The 17747-nt window shown below is 73.0% G+C and carries 15 protein-coding genes, 1 tRNA gene and 1 riboswitch; of the genes, 8 read left to right on the forward strand and 8 right to left on the reverse strand.

The genetic code is table 11. The features are described from left to right. Positions 1-39: 39 nt before the first annotated feature. Both ABZ877_RS29210 and ABZ877_RS29215 read left to right on the forward strand, forming a co-directional pair. Positions 40-1308: an ATP-grasp domain-containing protein gene (locus ABZ877_RS29210; RefSeq protein ID WP_361076837.1), complete on the forward strand. Its 1269-nt coding sequence runs from the start codon at positions 40-42 to the stop codon at positions 1306-1308. Continuing rightward, entirely contained in the window at positions 1308-2567 is a 1260-nt protein-coding gene (locus ABZ877_RS29215; RefSeq protein WP_361076840.1) for an NAD(P)-binding domain-containing protein, read from the forward strand. Before ABZ877_RS29210 ends, ABZ877_RS29215 begins: the two co-directional genes overlap by 1 nt. 167 nt (positions 2568-2734) lie before the next feature. Here ABZ877_RS29215 and ABZ877_RS29220 read toward each other — a convergent pair whose 3' ends face one another. From ABZ877_RS29220 to ABZ877_RS29230, 3 genes are all read right to left on the reverse strand, one after another. Beyond that, positions 2735-3238: a chaplin gene (locus ABZ877_RS29220; RefSeq protein ID WP_361076843.1), complete on the reverse strand. Its 504-nt coding sequence runs from the start codon at positions 3236-3238 to the stop codon at positions 2735-2737. Positions 3239-3326: 88 nt separating this feature from the next. Further along, on the reverse strand, positions 3327-3554 hold the full coding sequence (locus tag ABZ877_RS29225) for a chaplin (protein WP_361076910.1): 228 nt from the start codon (positions 3552-3554) through the stop codon (positions 3327-3329). A 177-nt stretch (positions 3555-3731) separates the two neighbouring features. Then, positions 3732-4136, reverse strand: a complete 405-nt coding sequence (locus ABZ877_RS29230; protein ID WP_361076845.1) for a rodlin — start codon at positions 4134-4136, stop codon at positions 3732-3734. A gap of 209 nt (positions 4137-4345) precedes the next feature. Between ABZ877_RS29230 and ABZ877_RS29235 the strand changes: the two genes are divergently transcribed. After that, positions 4346-4750: a rodlin gene (locus ABZ877_RS29235; RefSeq protein WP_361076848.1), complete on the forward strand. Its 405-nt coding sequence runs from the start codon at positions 4346-4348 to the stop codon at positions 4748-4750. Between the two features lie 156 nt (positions 4751-4906). Here the strand turns inward: ABZ877_RS29235 and ABZ877_RS29240 are convergent, their stop codons facing one another. After that, positions 4907-5191 (reverse strand): hypothetical protein, encoded by a 285-nt coding sequence (locus tag ABZ877_RS29240; protein WP_361076851.1) that lies wholly within the window; start codon positions 5189-5191, stop codon positions 4907-4909. Between the two features lie 85 nt (positions 5192-5276). Here ABZ877_RS29240 and ABZ877_RS29245 point away from each other — a divergent pair. The 4 genes from ABZ877_RS29245 to ABZ877_RS29260 all read left to right on the forward strand — a co-directional run bounded on the left by ABZ877_RS29245 (position 5277) and on the right by ABZ877_RS29260 (position 9019). Next, positions 5277-5350 (forward strand) — tRNA-Met (locus ABZ877_RS29245). Positions 5351-5536: 186 nt separating this feature from the next. Beyond that, positions 5537-6637, forward strand: coding sequence for a PP2C family protein-serine/threonine phosphatase (locus ABZ877_RS29250; RefSeq protein WP_361076854.1), 1101 nt, complete (start codon positions 5537-5539; stop codon positions 6635-6637). A gap of 166 nt (positions 6638-6803) precedes the next feature. Further along, positions 6804-6962: riboswitch (cyclic di-AMP (ydaO/yuaA leader) on the forward strand. 11 nt (positions 6963-6973) lie between these two features. After that, the gene (locus ABZ877_RS29255; RefSeq protein WP_361076856.1) at positions 6974-8017 is read left to right on the forward strand and encodes a M23 family metallopeptidase; all 1044 of its coding nucleotides are present in this window, start codon (positions 6974-6976) and stop codon (positions 8015-8017) included. 48 nt (positions 8018-8065) lie between these two features. Further along, entirely contained in the window at positions 8066-9019 is a 954-nt protein-coding gene (locus ABZ877_RS29260) for an aldo/keto reductase (RefSeq protein ID WP_361076859.1), read from the forward strand. Positions 9020-9025: 6 nt separating this feature from the next. Here ABZ877_RS29260 and ABZ877_RS29265 read toward each other — a convergent pair whose 3' ends face one another. From ABZ877_RS29265 to ABZ877_RS29280, 4 genes are all read right to left on the reverse strand, one after another. After that, on the reverse strand, positions 9026-10336 hold the full coding sequence (locus ABZ877_RS29265) for a PrsW family intramembrane metalloprotease (protein ID WP_361076862.1): 1311 nt from the start codon (positions 10334-10336) through the stop codon (positions 9026-9028). Between the two features lie 47 nt (positions 10337-10383). Beyond that, entirely contained in the window at positions 10384-11118 is a 735-nt protein-coding gene (gene trmB, locus ABZ877_RS29270) for a tRNA (guanosine(46)-N7)-methyltransferase TrmB (RefSeq protein ID WP_361076865.1), read from the reverse strand. Between the two features lie 442 nt (positions 11119-11560). Further along, on the reverse strand, positions 11561-12769 hold the full coding sequence (gene lhgO / locus ABZ877_RS29275) for an L-2-hydroxyglutarate oxidase (protein WP_361076868.1): 1209 nt from the start codon (positions 12767-12769) through the stop codon (positions 11561-11563). Positions 12770-12858: 89 nt separating this feature from the next. Beyond that, a complete protein-coding gene (locus ABZ877_RS29280; protein WP_361076871.1) occupies positions 12859-14280 on the reverse strand; it encodes an MFS transporter in 1422 nt (473 codons plus the stop codon). Positions 14281-14886: 606 nt separating this feature from the next. Between ABZ877_RS29280 and ABZ877_RS29285 the strand changes: the two genes are divergently transcribed. Then, positions 14887-16992 carry an asparagine synthase-related protein gene (locus ABZ877_RS29285; protein ID WP_361076874.1) on the forward strand — a complete coding sequence of 702 codons (2106 nt, stop codon included), beginning with the start codon at positions 14887-14889 and terminating at the stop codon, positions 16990-16992. Positions 16993-17747 lie beyond the last annotated feature (755 nt).

Here is a 17747-nt window from a genome sequence, read left to right on the forward strand (position 1 = left end):
CCGCCTGATCCCGCCTAGGTCCTCGAAAGGAACCGACACATGCTCGATCCCTGTGTCCCGGTCGTACTGCTGCGGATCGACCCCAACCCCTTCCACCACGGCACGCTGGGGGCCGCCCGCTCCCTGGGGCGCTGCGGGGTGGAGGTCCACGTGGTGGCCGGGCCGGGCGGCGGCCCCGTGGCCCGGTCCCGCTACGTTGCCCGGACGCATCCCGCGCCGCGCCCGGGGGCGCCGCCGCACGAGATCGCCGCCGTGCTGCGCCGGACGGCGGCACGGATCGGCCGGCCCGCGGTGCTGATCCCGGTGGACGACGCGGGCGCCATCGCGGTGAGCCGGCTGCGCGAGCCGCTCGCCGAGTCCTTCCTCCTGCCCGAGCAGCCCGCACACCTCGCGGAGTATGTCGCGGACAAGGCGCGCCTGCCCGAACTGTGCCGCGCCGTCGGCGTCGACCACCCCCGCACCCTGCTGCCGCGCGACGCGCGGGACGCCTACCGCGCGGCCGAGGAGCTGGGCACGCCGGTGGTCGCCAAGTGGAGCCACCCCTGGCTCCTCCCGCGCGACGCGGGCCTGCGCTCCACCTGCCTGCTCCACTCCCCGGGGGAGGCGACGACCCTCTACGAGAAGGGCGCGGCCACCGGCGCCGACCTGCTGCTCCAGAAGTACCTGCCCGCCGCCCCCGGCGGTGACTGGTTCTTCCACGGCTACGCGGACCGCCACGGCGCCCTGCACGGCGGCGGCGCGGGCACCAAGCAGCGGTCCTGGCCGCGCGGTGCGGGCCTGACCGCGGTCGGCCGCTGGATGCCCGCCCCCGCGCTGCGCACCGCCGTCGAACAGCTCATCGACGCGCTCGGCTACCGGGGCATCTTCGACATCGACTTCCGGGTGGACGCCACGACCGGCAGGTACTACCTGCTGGACTTCAACCCCCGGCCAGGCGCCCAGTTCCGGCTCTTCGCGGACGGCGGCGGCCTGGACGTCGTACGCGCCCAGTACCTCGACCTGACCCACCAGCCGCTGCCCGCGGGACGCGCCCTGCCGGGCCGCGCCTTCGTCGTCGAGAACTACGCGCCGCTGTCCGCGCTGCGGACCCTGCCCCGCCCGTCCGCCGCGTCGGAGCTGGCGTGGCACGCCCCGGACGACCCCGCACCGGGGCGCGCCATGGCCGCCGCCTGGTCCCGGCACGCGGCACGGCGGCTGCTGCGCCGGGCGCGGCCCGTACCGGCCGCCGTGCCCGCGCAGGCGCCGGGCCCGACCGAGACCGCGGCCGCCGTCCCGACCCCGGCGGCCGAACGAAAGGCGAGTTGCTGATGCACGATCTGCTGGTTGTGGGCGCAGGCCCCTACGGACTGTCCATCGCCGCGCACGCGCAGGCGCGCGGGCTCGACGCGCGGGTCCTCGGCCGACCGATGGCGTCCTGGCGCGACCACATGCCCCGGGGCATGTTCCTGAAGTCGGAGCCCTGGGCGTCCCACCTCTCCGCGCCGGGCGGCCGGTTCGGCCTCGACCGGTACTGCGCCCGCGTCGGCGTGCCCGCCGAGCACGGCCGCCCGCTGCCCGTCGAGACGTTCGCGGAGTACGGCCTGTGGTTCGCGCGCGAGGCCGTGTCCCAGCTCGACGAACGGCTGGCCGAGAGCGTCGACGCGACGCCCGACGGCTTCGTCCTGCGCACCCGGGACGGCGAGGCCCTGCACGCCCGCGCGGTCGCCCTGGCCACCGGCCTCCTCCCGTACACGCACGTCCCCGAGGCGCTGCGGAAGCTGTCCGCCGAGCACGTGTCGCACAGCAGCCACCACAACGACCTGGGCCGGTTCCGCGACGCGGACGTGACCGTGGTCGGAGCCGGTCAGGCCGCCCTGGAGATCGCCGCGCTCCTCGCCGAGCAGGGGACCCGGGTCCGGATCGTCGCCCGCGCCGCCGCCCTGAACTGGAACACGGTCCCGCCGTCCTGGACCCGCCCCTGGCACCAGAGCCTGCGCGCCCCGCACAGCGGCCTCGGCTGCGGCTGGCGGAACTGGTTCTACTCGGAGCGGCCCGGCGCCTTCCGGCGGCTGCCGGAGCGCACCCGGGCCGCCATCGCCGAGAGCGCCCTCGGCCCGGCGGGCGCCTGGTGGGTCAGGGACCGTGTGCACGCGGGCGCCATCGACCTCCGCATGGGCCGCACCATCGTGGACGCCCGTCCCTCGGCGGGCCGGCTGCACGTGCGTACGGTCGGTACGACGCAGGGCCTGGAGGAGTTCGAGACCGATCACGTCATCGCGGCCACCGGGTTCCGGGCGACCCGCGAACGGATGACCGTGCTCGCGCCCCGGGTCCGCCACATGCTGGCGCCGGGCCCCGGACACACCCCGCGCGTCGGCCGCGGCTTCACCTCCGCCTACCCGGGCCTCTTCCTCGCGGGCCTGGTCACGACGCCCGACTACGGGCCCGCGATGCGCTTCGTGCACGGGGCGACGTACACCGCGCCCGCGCTGGTCGCCGGGGTCGAGCGGTACCTGTCACGGCAGCCGGGCCGGGCCGCACCCGAGCCGACCGGACCCATGGGGGTGAAATGCCTGGCAAACGGGTGAACCGGTGCATCCGGAGCGGCGGTTCGGTGGTCGACTGGGGGCTGTCATGAGAAGAGCCGCGCTGCCTCCCTCCCAGCCGTCGGCGTCACGCCGTTGGTAGGCAGCCTCCACCGCGGCCTCCTCTGTGGGCCGGGAAGAGCGCCCTGGCTGCTCTTCCCGGCCCGGCATCACCGTCGTACCAGGCCCGTCCGGCCCCTGCGGTACAGGATCGCGCCGCCGGCCAGGAGTCCGGCCCCGGCCGCGGCGGCGGCCAGCTCCTCCCCGGCGCCCGACTCCGCGAGCCGCTCGCCCTCGGGCCGCGCGCGTACCGCTGTCTCCGGCGCGTCCTCGCGTACGTCGCCCGCGACCGGAGCCGACCGCTGCCGTTCCCGCTGCCGCTCGTGTTCTTGCTCCGGCTCTTGCTCGTGCTCTTGCTTCTGCCCGGCCGGGGCCGCGTTCCCGCACGCGTTCCCCGTCGCCGGGTTGAGTCCACTCACCGCGTCGAAGGAATTGCCGCACGCGTTGGCGCCGATGGTGATCGGAATCTGCACCGAGTTGCCCGAGAGGACACCGGGAGAACCGCTCGCCCGTCCCTGATCGTCCGACGATGCTGAGGCGGCCGTCACCGGCACGGACAGAATGCCGGTCGCCGCGACGACCGTCACGGCCCCGATTCTCAGTGCCTGCCTCACAGTTGTTCCTTTCCCGCTCCAATTCGAAGCCGACCCCGGTGCCGGAAGGCACCGGGGTCGGCGGTAATACATACTGCGCGGTCGCGCCTCAGTCGTTGACGCAGGGGTTGCCGAAAGCGGGGTTCAGCAGACCGATGACGTCGACGGTGTTGCCGCAGACGTTGACCGGGATGTGGATGGGGGCCTGCACGTTGTTGCCCGAGAGCACACCCGGGGAATTCACGGCCGCGCCCTGCGCACCGGCGTCGGCGAACGCCGGGGCGGCGATGCCGAAGGCCATGACGGCGCCGGCGACGATCGTGACGCTCTTCTTCAGGGACATGCTTTTCTCCTTTTACCGAGGAAGTTTCTGGGACTCCGCGTAGCAAACGAGCCGGCACCGGCTGAGGAAACTGTGCCGACCGGGCGACGAAGCGGACCGGCGCCCGGTAAAAAGGCCCGAACCGCCCGCGTGCGATACGACGCGGACGGCCCGGGCCGGTTGCGCAGGGACTCAGCCGTTCTGCGTACCGTTCGAGGAGAGGACCGGGATGTCGTCCAGGATGTGCGACAGCGGCTCGTCGCCCTTCCTCTGCGTCGAGTTCTCGACGCACTGCTGGTTCTGCGGGGACGTCAGGATGTCCTGGACACCGATGTTGACCAGGCCCACGACGTTCTGGATGTCCGCCTTGGCCGGCAGGCCGATGCAGGGCTTGTTCAGCGAACCCTGGACCAGGCTGAGCTGCGGGCTCATGTCGCCGTCGGTCGAGGAGTTGCCGAATGCCTGCTGCGCGCCGTTGCCGCTGGCCGCGGTGGTGCCGTTGTCGTCGCCGTTCGCGAGCGCCGAGGGCGCGGCCGCCACGGAGATGCCGACCACGGACACGGCGACCGCGGCTGCGGCCATTGCCTTCTTGAGCATTATGTCTGTTCCTTTTCTGACAGGCACCGGTTACTGCGTCAGGAACAACTCCCCGGACCCGGGATGGTTTCGCAGGTTCACCCGTTGTGCCGAGAGTCCGGATGTTCGCACGGTGTGCGCGCCCCCATCCGGGTGAATTCGGACAACCAAACCGGTTCGCGTGTGGTTGGTACGGGTGCTCTCTGAAACAACTGAAGGGGATTTCTCTCATGGTGAAAAAGGCCGTGGCGGCCGCAGTCGTCACCGCGTCTCTCGTCGGCATCTCCGCGGCGGCGGCCCCCCAGGCGCTGGCGAACGGCGACGACAACGGCACCACTTCGTTCAGTGGCAACCAGGCGTCGCAGGCCTACGGGAACTCGGCGACGTACGGCAACATGAGCCCGCAGATGGCGCTCATCCAGGGTTCGCTGAACAAGCCCTGCATCGGCCTGCCCGCCAAGGCGGACATCCAGAACGTCGTGGGCCTGGTCAACATCGGTGTCCAGGACATCCTGACGTCCCCGCAGAACCAGCAGTGTGTCGAGAACTCGACGCAGACGAAGGGCGACGAGGCGCTCTCGCACATCCTGGACGACATCCCGATCCTCTCCAGCAACGGAAACGGCAACCGCTGATCCGTACGCCGTACGCGCCGGGCCGCCTGATCGGGCGGCCCGGCTTTGTTCTGTCGCGCTCGTGACCGACCCGAAGGGGTCCGGACACACCGGAGGGGCGGCTGCGCTCGGCAGCCGCCCCTCCGGCGTGTTCCGGTTCCGTTCGGGCGGGTGTGGTCAGACGAGCAGGCCGGTGACCGGCGCCACCAGGTCCGTGAGCTGGTGCAGCTCGCTCAGCTTGCTCAGCTGGTGGATGCCCTGGAGCTGCTCGGCGGTGCGGGGCACCCCGTCGCGGTGCGAGGCCGGGATGGCCATGGTGCTGACCGTGTCGAGCATCGCGGTCGGGGAGATCATGTTGCCCTTGGCCTGGGGCGTGGTGTCGGCCTGCGCGGCCGGGGCCACGATCGCGGTGGCGCCGACGGCGAGAAGGGCAGCGGTGAGTACGCGTCGAGTTGAGGTCATGTCCTCTTAACGCCACCCGGGAGGCACCGGACACGGCCGCGATTGGCATTCGTCGTCCCTGATGGCGTACTGTTGGGTTCACCGACGCGGGGTGGAGCAGCTCGGTAGCTCGCTGGGCTCATAACCCAGAGGTCGCAGGTTCAAATCCTGTCCCCGCTACTGAAGGCCGAGGCCGGAATCTTCCGAGATTCCGGCCTCGTTCCTTTTCTCGGCACGTCCCCTTCCCGGGCTGACCCCGTTCCCCGCCTGACCCGGACGGAGCAGCACCGCTCGCCCCCCGGCCCCCTCCCCGGAAACCCTTTGGTGAGGCGCCGGACAGCGGGCGCGGACGGCAGGAGAGCAGCGGTGGGGCAGCGAGGAGGGCGGCACAGGTATCCGGCGGACGCCCCCGGCACGCCCGTCCTCCTGCGGATCCTGCCCCTGCTGCTCATCATCGGCGGCGCGGTCTACGAGTACTGCACGCCGTCCGGATTCGCCGGCTCGCCCCTCTTCAGCGCGGCGCCGCTGGTCGCCGCGCCGTTCTTCTCGCTGGGCAGCACCATCGCGGCGGGCGTCGCCTCGATCGGCGCGATCGTCGCCGTGCACCTCAGATACGCGTCGTTCCACAGCGGTGTGTGGACCGAGATGGCGACCGTCGCCACCGTGTGCGTCCTCGCCTGCTTCCTCAACCGGATCAAGCACCGCGACGACGAGGAGCTGGCGTCCGCGCGGCAGATCGCGGCGGCGGCCCAGTTCGCGGTGTTGCCGCGCCCGGCCGGGCGGATCGCGGGGCTCGCCATCGCGGCCCGGTACGAGGCGGCGCAGGCCGACGCGTTCATCGGCGGCGACCTGTACGCGGTGCAGGACACCCCGCACGGCGTCCGCATGGTCGTGGGCGACGTACGCGGCAAGGGCATGGGCGCGGTCGCCGCCGTCGCCGTCGTCATCGGGGCGTTCCGGGAGGCCGCCGAGCAGGAGGACAGCCTGGAGGCGGTCGCCCAGCGCCTGGAGCGGGCGCTGGCCCGTGAGGGGTCGCGGCGGCGCGGCATCGACGACTTCGAGGGGTTCACCACCGCCGTGCTCGCCGAGATCCCGCACGGCGGCGACCTCCTGCGCATCCTCAACCGCGGCCACCCCGAGCCGGTCGTGCTGCACGGCGACGGCACGGTCCGGGTGATCACCCCCGCCGAGGCGGCGCTCCCGCTCGGCCTCGGCGAACTCGGCTCCTGGCCGGACCGGGCGACCGAGGCGGAGTTCCCGCCCGCGGCGACCCTGCTGCTCTACACGGACGGGCTCTCCGAGGCACGCGACGCGAAAGGTGTCTTCTACGATCCGGCGGCCCGGCTCGCCGGGCGCGTCTTCCCCGGCCCCGACGAGCTCCTCGCGACGCTGGCCGAGGAGGTGCGGCTGCACACCGGGGGCGGGGCCAGCGACGACATGGCGCTGCTCGCCGTACGCCGTCCTTGATCGACATCACCGGGGGTGACCGAACGGCGTCGCTCCGCATAACGATTGACACTACGTCAGAAACTGTGAGGTTTAACGAGCCTGGGACGGCTTGGAATTACCCTCCGCTGTCTATTAACGTTCGATAACGCAGCACGGTCGTCCCAGCCGTCACCAGCGACGGCTCCGTGCGCACGCGCCTAATCCCACGAGGGAGCCGGGGAACCACCAACTTGGGGTGAATCAGGCATCGTTCCGACGCTTTCCGGGCGCCGGACCGTGCTCGTAGGAGACCTTCCTGCTCCGAACCCGTCAGCTAACCCGGTAGGCGAGAAGGAAGGAAAGGAGAGCGCCCCCGTGGCGTCGAACCGTCCTGCCCCGGAGCTCTCCGGGTACCCCGCCCAGCCCGCCGACGGCGACTTCGCCGGCCCCCCGCGCGAGAGCTGGGAGGAGTGGAACCCTACCGAGGAGTCCGTCCGCCCCGTCCGCGGCAAGCACCGCGTGGCCCGGCAGCGCGGCGGCCTCGCGCGCAGCTCCACGGTCCTCGGCGTCGGCGTCATCGCCGCCGTCGGCGCGGGCGGCATCGCCACCGCGCAGGGCGGCAAGCCCGCGGTCCGGATATCCATGCCGGACCTCTCCGCGGTCAAGGACTCGCTGCCGGAGGCCACGTCGCTGCCCGGTGTCGGCGCGCTCATGGCCGACGACTCCGCTCCCGCCACCACCCCCGCCGAGACCGCCCCGCTCACCGCGATGAGCGGCGGGCACGCGGACGCCGGTGAGGCGCTGCGCGCCCGCATCATGCAGCAGGCCGAGACGCAGCAGGACGCCGCCGACGCCAAGGCGCAGGCCGAGGCCGAGCAGGCCGCCGCGCGCAAGGCCGCCGAGGAAGCCGCCGCCAAGCGGGAGAAGGCCGAGGCCAAGGCCGCCGCCGACAAGAAGAGGGCGGAGGAGGAGGCCAAGAAGAAGGCCGAGGCCGAGCGCCTCGCCAAGCTGGCCAAGAGCTACAAGCTCCCCGTCGCCTCCTACACGCTGACCGGCACCTTCGGACAGCCCGGCTCGCTCTGGTCCTCCGGCTACCACACGGGCCTGGACTTCGCCGCCCCCACCGGTACGCCGATCTACGCCGTCCACAGCGGCACCATCACCGAGGCCGGCTGGGCGGGCGCCTACGGCTACCGCACGATCCTCACCCTCGACGACGGCACCGAGCTGTGGTTCTGCCACCAGTCGTCGCTCAATGTCAGCGTCGGCCAGAAGGTCTCCACCGGCGACGTCATCGGCCGCGTCGGCGCCACCGGCAATGTCACCGGCGACCACCTCCACCTGGAGGTCCACCCCGGCGGGGACGCGACCGGCGTCGACCCGGCGGCCTGGCTGCGCGGCAAGGGCCTGGCACTCTGATGCCCGTCTGACGGAACACTCGCTTTCGCGGGGGCGTTGAATGACGGCATGACTTCTTCTCCCTTGCGCAAGCTCGGCTCCTCCGACCTGGAGGTCTTCCCGCTCGCCCTCGGCGGCAACGTGTTCGGCTGGACCGCCGACGAGGCCGCCTCCTTCGAGGTGCTCGACGCCTACACCGCCGGCGGCGGCAACTTCATCGACACCGCCGACTCGTACTCGGCCTGGGTCGAGGGCAACCACGGCGGCGAGTCGGAGACGATCATCGGCAAGTGGCTCAAGGCCCGCTCCAACCGCGACGACGTCGTCATCGCCACCAAGGTCGCCAAGCACCCCGACTTCCCCGGCCTGCACGCGGACAACATCAAGGCCGCCGCCGACGCCTCCCTCAAGCGCCTCGGCACCGACCACATCGACCTGTACTACACGCACTACGACGACGACGAGACGATCCCCGTCGAGGAGATCATCGGCGCGCTCGACGAGCTGGTGAAGGCGGGCAAGGTCCGCGACATCGGGGTCTCCAACATCTCGCCCGACCGTCTCCAGGAGTCCCTCGACTTCTCCGACCGCGAGGGCGTCGCCCGCTACGTCGCCATCCAGCCGCACTACAACCTCGTCTCCCGCGACACCTACGAGGGCCGCCGCCAGGAGATCGCCTCGCGCGCGGGGCTCGCCGCCGTCCCGTACTACGCGCTGGCCTCCGGCTTCCTCACCGGCAAGTACCGGCCCGGCGTCGAGGTGGACAGTCAGCGGGCGGGCGGCGCCGCCAAGCACCTGGAGACCGAGCGCGGCCGGAAGGTCCTGACCGCGCTCGACGAGATCGCCCGGGCGCACGAGGCCGAGATCGCCACCGTCGCCCTGGCCTGGCTCGCCGCGCAGCCCACCGTGACCGCGCCGATCGCGTCCGCGCGCACGGTCGAACAGCTTCCCGCGCTGCTCGCGGTGGCCGACCTGACCCTCACGGACGAGGAGATCGCCCGCCTCACGGACGCCTCCGCCTGAGACCGGTCAGCAGCGGTACGGGGGGTACGGGTACGCGGCGCCGGGCGCCATCGGTGCCGCGTACCCCGGAGGGCGCCACATGGGGGTGGTGACCTGCGCGGCGTACGCCAGCGCCGCGCGCGCGTAGCCGCGCCGCTCCCACAGCCCGTCGAGCAGCTCCCGCTCCCGTACGGCGAAGTCGGCGCCCGCCCCGCCCTTGCGGGCCCGATGCCGCAGGAGTGCGAGCGAGGTCGCGTACGCCTCGTAAGCGGTGACCGCGCGCTCCGCCTCCTTGCCGCCGTAGTGCGCGGCGAACTCCTTGGCCAGGCGGCGCGCCTTGAGCGAGCCGAGCGCGAAGGGCTCGGGCGGGGCCAGCCATCCGGCGCCGACGTAGACGCCGAGTTCCGTGCGCACGGTGCGCAGCTCGCGGTGGCGCAGATAGATCGCGAGCCAGGTGACGAGCGCGAACACCGGCACCATGAAAGCCGCGTACACGGCGAAGAAGCCGTACTCGCCGAAGGACGACGAGCCGTTCCAGAAGGCGTGCATGGCCATCGCGACGAGCAGCCCGGCGAGCGGCACCAGGACGCGACGGACCCTGCCGCGCTCGGGGGCGAGGACGGCGGCGACCCCGAAGCCGATGCCGGTGAGCACGGTGAACAGCGGATGCGCGAACGGGGACATCACGACGCGCACGAAGAAGGTCGCTGCCGTCACCGAGGTGAGGCCGGGGCCGGTCCCGGTGAGCTGGTCGGTGCCGAACGCGTTGCCCAGATAGAGGATGTTCTCGGTGAACGCGAAGCCGGTCGCGGTCACCCCGGCGATGACGACGCCGTCGACGACGCCCGTGAAGTCACGTCTGCGGAAGAGGAAGACGAGCAGCACGGCGGCGGCCTTGGCGCTCTCCTCGACGACGGGCGCTATCACGGTGGCGCCGAGGGTATCGGCGCCGGTCGGGTCCGCGGTGGCGGTCTCTATCCACCGGGTGGCGAAGCTGTTGGCGACGATCGCTATCAGGGCCGCCGCGCAGGCGCCCCAGGCGAAGGAGAAGACCAGGTTCCGCCAGGGCCCGGGCTGCACCCGGTCCAGCCAGCGGAACGCGGCTATCAGCAGCGGTACGGGGACCAGGGCCAGGCCGAGACCGACCAGGAACCCCTCCGTGCCGGTCTGCTCCCGGACGAGCGCCGCGATGACGGCGCCGGAGACCGCGAGCAGCGTGGCCAGAGCGGTGGCCCGTACACCTTTCCGCTCCCACCAGCGCGGATGCGGGACCGCGCCGGTCGGCCGGGGGCCGGCGGCGTGGTCCTGGTGCGGCGGACTACTGGGGTACGAGGCCACTCATTGACCCTAACGAGGGATGCGCGGCGCCGCGACGGGGCCTGTGCTCAGCGCCGCCTGAACAGCAGGTCATGCACCACATGCCCCTTCTTCAGACCCTGACCCTCGAACCGGGTCAGCGGCCGGAAGCCGGGGCGCGGGGCGTACCCGCCGTCCGCCTGCGTGTTCTCGTAATCGGGGTGGGCGGTGAGCACCTCGAGCATCTGCTCCGCGTACTCCTCCCAGTCCGTCGCGCAGTGCACGAGCGCGCCCGGCTTGAGGGGGCCCGCGACCTGGGTGAGGAACTCCGGCTGGATGAGGCGCCGCTTGTTGTGCCGCTTCTTCGGCCACGGGTCGGGGAAGAAGACGCGCAGGCCGTCGAGGCTGTTCTCGGGGAGCATCGCGCGCAGCAGGATGATCGCGTCACCGTTGGCCACCCGTACGTTGGTCAGGCCGCCGCGCTCGGCGAGGCCGAGGAGATTTCCCTGGCCCGGGGTGTGGACGTCCACGGCGAGGATGCCGGTCGTGGGGTCGTCGGCGGCCATCTGCGCGGTGGCCTCGCCCATGCCGAAGCCGATCTCCAGGACGACGCGGTCGACGCCGGGGAACATCTCCGCCAGGTCGAGCACCCGCTGCCCGTCGATGTCGAGCCCCCACTTCGGCCACAGCCGCTGCAACGCGTCCGCCTGCGCGGTCGTCACCCGGCTGCGGCGCGGCTGAAAGCTGCGGATACGCCGCTCGAAGTGCGACCCGGCGGGATCGGGCTTGGGCCCGTCCGGAAACCGCGGCTCATTCGCACGCACGGGCGGAACGGAATTCTGGGGACTCTCGGACTCAGACACAGTGGGCCAATTTTACGCGCCGACGCCTCCGGCGGTTCCGGGCGGTCCGTTGCGGCGGCGGGCTGTGGGCATGGTTGCGAGGTTGGGTGGTTTCGCGCGGTCCGGTGTTGTGGCGGCGGGTTCTGGACGTGGTTGCTGGGCTGGGTGGTTTCGCGCGGATCGTCGCTGCGGCTGTGCCCTGCCTTGGGCGTGGTCGGTGCGCTTGGGAGCCGCGTGCTGTCCGTGGTGCTTCCGTCCTTGGGCGTCGGCGGCGTCCGTAGTGGCGGCGTGCGGTCTGCCGCTGCGTTCTGCCCTGGGCGTGGTTGGCGCGCTTGGAGGCCCGCGCACTGTTCCCCGTGCGACCGTCCTTGGGCGTGGGCGGTGCCCGTCGCGGCGCCGAGACAGCTCACCCCCGGGGACGGGCCTAGGCGGTGCTCAGTGCGGCCAGGGCGCGGCGGGAGACCTCTCTGCCGATGGGTAGGGACGCTGTCGCGGCGGGGGAGGGTGCGTTCAGTACGTGGACCGTGCGGGCGCCCTCGCGTATCAGGAAGTCGTCTACGAGCGTGCCGTCCCGCAGGACCGCCTGGGCCCGTACCCCGGCGGGCGAGGGCACCAGGTCGTCGGGGGTGACGGCGGGCACCAGGCGCCGCACCGCGTCGGTGAAGGCGCGCTTGGACGCCGAGCGCCGCAGTTCGCCCGCCCCGTACCGCCAGTGGCGGCGCGCGATGTGCCACGAGCCGGGCCAGGCGAGTGTGCCCGCCAGCTCGCGGGGGCGGACGGTCGCCCAGTCGTAGCCCTCGCGGGCCAGCGCCGGTACCGCGTTCGGCCCGACGTGGACCGAGCCCTCGATGCCGCGTGTCAGATGCACCCCGAGAAAGGGGAACGCCGGGTCCGGCACCGGGTAGACGAGGCCGCGCACCAGCTCGGGCCTGGCCAGGTCGAAGTACTCGCCGCGGAAGGGCACGATCCGCATCCCCGGGTCGTCCCCGGTGAGCCGGGCGACCTGGTCGCACTGGAGCCCCGCGCAGTTCACCAGGACCTTGCCGCGCACGACGTCCCCGGCGGCGGTCCGCACGGCGACCCCGCGCGTGGGCCGCCGGTCGATCTGCACGATGTCCGCCCCGTACCGGATCTCCGCGCCGGACGCCTCGGCGAGGTGGCGCGCGACCGCGCGGTAGTCGGCGATCCCGGTACTGGCCACGTGGATCGCGGCGAGCCCGCGCACCTCCGGCTCGTACTCCTGGATCTGGGCGGGGCCCAGCTCCCGTACCGCGATCCCGTTCTCCCGGCCGCGCTGGGCCAGGGCGTGCAGGCGCGGCAGCTCGTCCCGCTCGGTGGCGACGATGAGCTTTCCGGTGACCGCGTGCGCGATCCCGTACTCCGCGCAGAACTTGACCATCTCGGCGGCCCCGCGCACCGCGAACCGCGCCTTGAGCGAGTCCGGCCGGTAGTAGATCCCGCTGTGGATCACCCCGCTGTTGCGCCCCGTCTGGTGCCGGGCCGGGCCCGCCTCCTTCTCCAGGACGACGACGCGCGTGCCCGGAGCGGCGCGGGAGACGGCATAGGCCGTGGCGAGCCCGACGATCCCGCCACCGACCACCAGCACATCCCCGTCATACGCGACCGCGCTCACCGGGCCTCACCTCCATGTCCTGCATCTTGCCCGACACCACTGACAATCCATGCGGGACGGAGGGCACGGGCCCCCGGTGGACGTCCGGATCACGCCGGAGCCATGAGCAGCGGCCGGGCCCGCTCCCGCAGCTCGACCACCCGCGGCTCGTCGCCGTACGGTTCGAGGCGGTGCAGCAGGTCCTTCACGTACTCGGTGGTCCGCGCGGAGGAGATCCGGCCCGCGACCTCCAGGGCGCGGGTGCCCTGCTCGCAGGCGGCGTCCAGGTTGCCCGACTCCAGTTCGGCGACGGCCGACACGACGAGGCGCAGCCCGTGCGAGCGCACGAACTCCTCGGTGGGCCGCGAAAGGGCCTGCTCGGTGAACCTGCGCACCTGGCGCGGCGCCTTCAGGTCCCGGTAGCACTCGGCGGCGTCCGCGGCGAACCGGTCGTAGGAGTAGAAGCCCAGCCAGGAGGGGTCGCTGTCGCCCTCGCGGGAGCGCTCCAGCCACCCTTCGGCGGCCCGTAAGGCGGCACCGGCGGCCTGCGCGTCACCCGCGCGTGCGTGCGCGCGTGCCTCGACGAGCCGGAAGAAGCTCATGGTGCGGGCGGTGGCGAGCCCCCGGTTGCGCTCGACGGCGGCCTGCGCGAGATCGACGCCCTCGTCCCCGAACCCGCGATAGGTGGCTTGAAGCGACATGGAGGCGAGCACGTAGCCCCCGAGCGGCACGTCCGCCGCCGCCCGCGCGAGCCGGAGCGCCTGGATGTAGTACCGCTGCGCGGCTTCCTGCTGCCCGGTGTCGAACGCCATCCACCCGGCGAGCCGCGTCAGTTCGGCCGAGGCGCCGAACAGCGAGCGCCCCACGTCATCGGAGTAGGAGCCGAGGAGCAGCGGCGCCGCCTCGACCCGCAGGCACTCGGGCACCATCGACGAACGCCAGTCCCCGCCGCCGTACTTGGAGTCCCAGCGCCGCGCGTCCTGCGCGGCCTCCCGCAGCTTCACCACATCACTGTGGCCGACCTTCTGCGGCGAGCCCTCCTCACTGAGGTGGGCCTCGCGCGCGACCGACGAGTCGGCCGGGGTTATCAGCCATCGCGAGGCGGGGGTCGCGTAAGCGCTCACCGCGAAGGATCCGGCCAGGGACTGCCAGATGCCGCCGCTGCCCGCCCGGCGACCCGCGAGGTCGAGCCGGTACAGCTCGGTGGCCGACTTCACGGCCGCGCGGACGTCGCGCGGGAAGGCGAGGCCGACCTCGGGCGCGGGGTCGGCGTCGGCGAGGCCGATCTCGTGCAGCGGCACGGGCCGGCCGAGCTTCTGGCCTATGGCGGCGGCGATGAGGTGCGGGGCGGCGCCCTGCGGCACCATGCCCTTCGACACCCAGCGCGCCACCGAGGTCTTGTCGTAGCGAAGGGTCAACCCGCGCTGTGCACCGAGGTCGTTGACGCGGCGCGCCAGTCCCGCGTTGCTGATTCCCGCGAGGGCGAGAACGGCGCCGAGCTTCTCGTTCGGTCCGCGTAGCTCCCTGGACATGCGCCACCCCTCGACACAGACGGCTGCCGCCGCAACACCTCGCCGGTCCTCTGGACTGGCATAACCGCGCGGCATTCGTACACCCAGAGTAGTTCGCCGAATCCCAAGCGTTAAGTGGCGCAGATCCGGATGGCGGGATTCTTGTTCGGTCCGGACCACGGCGCACGCCACGCCCTGTGACCGTGTGCTCCGGTTGTGGCGCCGTGCGCCTGTCCGTGCGCTCTTACCCGGGTACGGGCGGAGCGCTTCGATGAGAACTGCGTGGGTCGGCCCGCTGTACTGGATCCAGTGGGCTGGGGGACACCGCCGCCTACATCCCCGCGGGCGGCGGACCGGTCCGGGAGGCGATGGGTGCCTCCCGGACCGTGCGTTGCGCGCTGTGGCCGAAGCGGGGCGACCCGCTCCGGCCACCGGCGGCCGATTTGGCCGAAACTCGCCCCCGTATTCCTCCCCCTCCTTGGTGGTGCGGCGGTTCAACCACGGCTCGAAAGGGGCGCATTGGGGGGAGCACACATCATGGCTCACCCCCTACTTGCCCCCTCTGTCCCGCCTCCTTCGTGGCAGCATGTAGAGCCCTTGGGTTGTCCACAGCGCGTGGAGGCGGCGATGCGGTGGTTGGTGGGGTGGAGCAGTGCCACCGCGGGGCCCCTTGCCTTCGAGTCCGCGGGGGCCTACGGAACGGACGGCGAAACGGTACATCCGGTCGGCTCCCAACTCCTGTGGGGCGACCCGGATCCGCTGTGGGCGGTCGGCGACTGGCGCCCCGACGAAGTGCGCATGGTGAAGGTCGACGACCAGACGCGCATCGCCGTCCTCGGCGTGTGCGGGGCGACCGACGAACAACTCCGCCTGGGCCTCCTCACGGCGCGCGGGGGCGCACTGCGTCACCTCACCAACTGGCCCGGCAGTTACACGGCCGTCGTCCAGGTCGGCCGCCGCGTGATGGTCATCGGCGACGTGGCAGGCGCCCGCCCCGTCTTCTACACGCCCTGGGCGGGCGGCACGGCCTACGCGACCGCCGCGCTGCCCCTCGCGGACCTCATCGAGGCGAACCTGGACGTCGGCCACCTCGCCGCACTGCTCGCCACCCCCGACGTCCCCGAGGCGCTCCAGGACTCGACCCCGTACGAGGGCGTACGCCGCATCCCGCCCGGCCACGCGCTGATCCTGCGCGCGGGCGCGCGTGAGATCGCCGGTTACGAGGCGGTGGCGTCCCTCGCGGTGGGCGCGGCACCGGTGGACCCGGACACGGCGGTGGCGGGCGTACGGGACGCGCTGGTGGACGCCGTACGAGCCCGCCTGGCCGCCCCCCGCCACGTACCCGGCACCGACCTCGACCCCGGCCCGGTACCGGGCATGGGCCCGGCGGAACGGCGTGCCGCGCGCGGGATGCCCGTACCCGGCATCGGGGCGGACCTCTCGGGCGGCCCGGCCTCCGGCACCCTCGCGCTCCTGGCGGCGGGGCTGCCCGGCATGCCCGGCACGGTCCTGGGCCACGGCACGGGGGCGGGCGAACGCCTCCTCGCGGTCACCTTCAACGACATCTCCTCGACCACGGCGACGGCCACGCGCGAGGCGGAGCTGGAACGGGCGGGAGCGATCGCGGCCAACCCCCGCCTGCACCACGTAGTGGTGGCGGCGGGCGAAGAGGCGCTCCCCTACGCGGACCTGGACGGCCCGCTCACGGACGAACCGAGCGCCGTCCTGGTCACGGCGGCCCGCCACCGCGCACGCCTGGCCTCCGGCAGCGCCGACCACTTCACGGGCTACGGGGCACGCCAAGTCCTGGACGCGCACCCCGCCCGCCTCACCGACCTCCTCATGGACCGACGCCGCCGCCACATGGTCCGCCCCATGGCGGCGCTCACCAAGGCGGACGGCGGCTCGCTCGCGGTGCCCGCGCGCGTGTACGGCGCGGCCCGCAAACTGGCCCGTACGCCTTACAAGGCGGGCCTGTCCCATCTCGCCGACCGCCTCCTCCACCGCAGCTTCGACGAACCGGGCGGCCCCGTCGGAGCGTCCCTGGCCGCGCTGAACTGGGCCAGGCCCGGCCCCGCCGCGCGCTGGCTCACCGGTGAGGCGCTCGCTGAAGTATCGGTTCGCCTGCAACTCGGCACGGCACGACCGGGGTTGGGGCCCGCCCAGCGCCCCGGCGAACTCCGGGCCCGTGCGGTGCTGGCCCGCCACGCCGCCGACCTCCGCATCCTCGAACAAGCCGCGGAGATCCGCTTCCAGCGGCTGCACGCGCCGTTCCTCGACAACCAGGTGGTCCGGGCCTGCCGCGCGCTCCCCGAAGCGCTGCGCGTCCAGCCGGGCGCCCGTGCGTCCATCCTGCGTACGGTCCTGGAGGGCGCCGGGGTCGGGGACCTGCCGCCGGGGTGGGGGGCGCCGTCGCACGCGTCGTCCGCGGCGGCGGCCCGCACGGGGCTGCGGGCGTCGGCGGACCGGTTGATCGCCCTCTTCGACACGCCGCTGCTCGCGCAGACCGGGTTGATCGAAGCGCGTACGGTGCGCAAGGCGCTGCGGGCCGCGGCGGACGGTGAGCCCTTGCCGCTGGACGGGCTGGCGGACCTGGTCGGACTGGAGCTGTGGTTGCGGCGGCTGCTGGCGCGGCGCGGCACGTGTTGGACCGGCACGCCTGCGCGGGCCCGCGCGGTTCCCACGGGCAGCGTCGTCCCGGACAGGGCCCTCGGATCGGGCCCGCGCCACTAGACACCGGGCTCTCCGAGCGGGCCCGTTCTTGGCGGTGGCCCGGGGTAGAACGAGTCCCCCGAACCCTTGCGCGGCCCTTCCGACATGCGCCGCCCGGGCTGAGACGGCTCTCGGGGTCTCGCGTGCGGGCACGGGTGACGCCCTGGGCGCAACCTTGTCCGTGGCGGGCGGGGCAGGGTGTTCGCTGGGGCCTGCTCGCATGGTCACCCGGCGCTGGGGGGCCGCCTTGCCCACCCTGCCGCCCCAGGCGGCAGATTGCCCAAGGCGGGGGCGGGGGCGCCCCGGGTGGGGGTGCGGGGGGTGGCAGGTTGCCCACGGCGGGGCGGGGGCGGCCCGGGTGGGGAGGTGGGGGGAGCGGCAGGTTGCCCGCGGCGGGGTGGGGCGCCCGGGGTGGGGAGGTGCGGGGAGTGGCACGTTGCCCCAAGCGGGGCGGAGGCGTTCGGGGTGGGGGAGGCGGGCGGCAAGTTGCCCAAGGCGGGCAGGGGGGGGGACGGCAGATTGTCCAAGGTGGCGGGGATTGGTGACCGTATGGGCCACCGGGGTGCACCCGCGTCGCCACGGGAGGGGACGTGTCGGGGTGCCCCCGCAGGACACCGCTGGAATTCAGTGCCGGGTGACCCGCCCTCTGGCGGACCGTGGGGGATCAGACCTATCCGGCCGAGGAGGTACCCCGGCGCGGCCCCGCCCCACCATCCGACCGACCGCGCCCTACAGCGCCCTCGCATGTACGCCCGGCCCTGCCGCGCCCTCGCATG

Origin of the sequence: Streptomyces sp. NPDC046939, from assembly GCF_040644575.1 — a bacterium.
Classification (GTDB): domain Bacteria; phylum Actinomycetota; class Actinomycetes; order Streptomycetales; family Streptomycetaceae; genus Streptomyces.

Bases quoted from the DNA above. Each gene is read 5' to 3' on its own strand.
- ABZ877_RS29285 (WP_361076874.1), top strand. From the start codon at position 14,887: ATGCGGTGGTTGGTGGGGTGGAGCAGTGCCACCGCGGGGCCCCTTGCC.
- ABZ877_RS29280 (WP_361076871.1), bottom strand. From the start codon at position 14,280: ATGTCCAGGGAGCTACGCGGACCGAACGAGAAGCTCGGCGCCGTTCTC.
- ABZ877_RS29230 (WP_361076845.1), bottom strand. From the start codon at position 4,136: ATGCTCAAGAAGGCAATGGCCGCAGCCGCGGTCGCCGTGTCCGTGGTC.
- ABZ877_RS29240 (WP_361076851.1), bottom strand. From the start codon at position 5,191: ATGACCTCAACTCGACGCGTACTCACCGCTGCCCTTCTCGCCGTCGGC.
- ABZ877_RS29210 (WP_361076837.1), top strand. From the start codon at position 40: ATGCTCGATCCCTGTGTCCCGGTCGTACTGCTGCGGATCGACCCCAAC.
- ABZ877_RS29235 (WP_361076848.1), top strand. From the start codon at position 4,346: ATGGTGAAAAAGGCCGTGGCGGCCGCAGTCGTCACCGCGTCTCTCGTC.
- ABZ877_RS29260 (WP_361076859.1), top strand. From the start codon at position 8,066: ATGACTTCTTCTCCCTTGCGCAAGCTCGGCTCCTCCGACCTGGAGGTC.
- ABZ877_RS29215 (WP_361076840.1), top strand. From the start codon at position 1,308: ATGCACGATCTGCTGGTTGTGGGCGCAGGCCCCTACGGACTGTCCATC.